The following is a 1042-nucleotide window of genomic DNA, read 5'->3' on the forward strand; positions in this document are numbered from 1 at the left end:
CGGAAAGCACGTGTGGGCGGAGAAGCCGCTCGCGCTGGACCGCCCGTCCGCCCGCAAACTCCTGGACCGGGCCCGCTGCTCTGTCCGAAAGAGCCGCTGTGCTGGGCCGGGGTGACCGCCATCAACGGCCGGACGTCGTTGCCCAGGGATCTCGACTGCGCCGGGGACCACACCTGGGAGACCTTTGCGGCCACCGCCCTGCCCGCCGACGTCAGCCGGAGCCACGAGGACGAACTACTCCTGCGCGAGGACATCGCGGCCGCCTGCTCGGCGCGGGTCATGGCCGATCGCAGCCGGGACCGCGCCACCACCGACGGCTGGGAGCGCGAGGCCTGGCCGATCGAGGTGCCCGGCACCGACCAGCGGCTGGTGCACTGCCTGGCCCGTCCCGAGGAGGGCGAGCCCACCGGCTCGGCGTTCAGTTCATCCTGAGGGCAGGCTGCGCCGGACCGCCGCAACCACCCGTTCGGCCTGCTCGACCGTCAGCTCCGACGACATCGGCAGGGCCAGCGCCTCGGCGTGCAGCGCGTCGGTGACCGGCAGGGTCTCGTCCGCACCGAGCGGCCCCCGGTGCATCGCCGCGAAATACGGCTTGGTCCCCACCCCCAGCGCGTCGAGGCGCCGCTGCAACCCGTCGCGGTCGGCCACCCGGGCCACCCAGTGCACGTAACTGTGCCGGTCGCCGTCGCGTACCTGCTGCGTCTCCAGCGGCAGGCCGGCATAGACCGCCGCCACCTCGGCGCGCCACCGGACCAGGTCGCCCAGCACCGGCAGCTGATCCAGCGCCACCACCGCGTGCAACTCGTTCATCAGCTCCGAGCGGGTCCAGCCCGCCGGGTCGGCCTGCACCCGCTCGCGGGTTGCGGATGTCGATGGTCAGGCCGGCGCCGGGCGAGCCGGTCACGCAGACCCGGACGGCGGTGCCGGGTGCGTGCTTGCGGGCGTTGGTGAGACCTTCCTGCACGATCCTGTACGCCGCCCGCCCGGTCCCCGCCGGCACCTCGGCCGCGTCGTCGACCCGCAGCTCGAGGTGGACCTTGAC

The 1042-nt window shown here is 73.8% G+C and carries 2 protein-coding genes and 1 pseudogene; 1 reads left to right on the forward strand and 2 read right to left on the reverse strand.

Annotated elements, in window-relative coordinates:
* The first annotated feature begins 111 nt into the window (after window positions 1–111).
* On the forward strand, window positions 112–432 hold the full coding sequence (locus AB0C29_RS50095; RefSeq protein WP_360835669.1) for a hypothetical protein: 321 nt from the start codon (window positions 112–114) through the stop codon (window positions 430–432).
* Here the strand turns inward: AB0C29_RS50095 and AB0C29_RS50100 are convergent.
* Together AB0C29_RS50100 and AB0C29_RS50105 are read right to left on the reverse strand one after the other, a co-directional pair.
* Window positions 424–849, reverse strand: a complete 426-nt coding sequence (locus AB0C29_RS50100; RefSeq protein ID WP_360835671.1) for a DegT/DnrJ/EryC1/StrS family aminotransferase — start codon at window positions 847–849, stop codon at window positions 424–426. The two genes, AB0C29_RS50095 and AB0C29_RS50100, sit on opposite strands and share 9 nt — an antisense overlap.
* Before the next feature lie 7 nt (window positions 850–856).
* Window positions 857–1042: pseudogene (locus AB0C29_RS50105) on the reverse strand (sensor histidine kinase); the annotation flags it as partial.

The organism is Actinoplanes sp. NPDC048791 (assembly GCF_040650095.1).
GTDB lineage: Bacteria > Actinomycetota > Actinomycetes > Mycobacteriales > Micromonosporaceae > Actinoplanes.